General features: G+C 72.0%; 1 protein-coding gene. It reads left to right on the top strand.

Annotated elements, in window-relative coordinates:
- Positions 1-817, top strand: an 817-nt coding sequence (locus tag ABD323_RS42330) for a homocysteine S-methyltransferase family protein (RefSeq protein ID WP_344447379.1), incomplete at both ends; no start/stop codon positions are given.

Here is an 817-nt window from a genome sequence, read left to right as displayed (position 1 = left end):
GCTGAACGCGGCCGGGCTGATCGCCGGCGGCGCGGACGCGCTGCTGGTGGAGACCTCGCAGGACCTGCTGCAGACCAAGGCGGCGATCCTGGGCTGCAAACTCGCCCTCGCCGCAGCCGGGTTGGACCTGCCGATCTTCGCCCAGGTGACGGTGGAGACGACCGGCACGATGCTGCTGGGCTCGGAGATCGGTGCGGCGCTGACCGCGCTGGAGCCGCTGGGGATCGACTACATCGGGCTGAACTGCGCGACCGGGCCGGCCGAGATGAGCGAGCACCTGCGCTACCTGGCCAAGAACGCGCGGATCGGGCTCTCCTGCATGCCGAACGCGGGTCTGCCGGTGCTGGGCAAGGACGGCGCCCACTACCCGCTGGCCCCGGCCGAGCTGGCCGACGCCCACGACACCTTCACCCGGGAGTACGGGCTGTCGCTGGTGGGCGGCTGCTGCGGCACCACGCCCGAGCACCTGCGGGCCGTGGTCGAGCGGGTGCGCGGCCGGGAGCTCGCGGTGCGCACCCCGCACCCCGACGCGGCGGCCGGATCGCTGTACCAGTCGGTGCCGTTCCGGCAGGACACCTCGTACCTGGCGATCGGCGAGCGGACGAACGCGAACGGGTCGAAGAAGTTCCGGGAGTCGATGCTGGCGGGGGACTGGCAGGCGTGCGTGGAGATCGCGCGTGAGCAGATCCGGGACGGCTCGCACCTGTTGGACCTGTGCGTGGACTACGTGGGGCGCGACGGTGTGGCGGACATGAAGGAGATCGCCGGGCGTCTGGCGACCGCCTCCACGCTGCCGATCGTGCTGGACTCCACCGAG

The organism is Kitasatospora nipponensis (assembly GCF_039528135.1).
Classification (GTDB): Bacteria; Actinomycetota; Actinomycetes; order Streptomycetales; family Streptomycetaceae; genus Kitasatospora; species Kitasatospora nipponensis.
The sequence above is the reverse complement of the archived record's forward strand: the minus strand, read 5'-3'. Positions and strand labels throughout refer to the sequence as shown.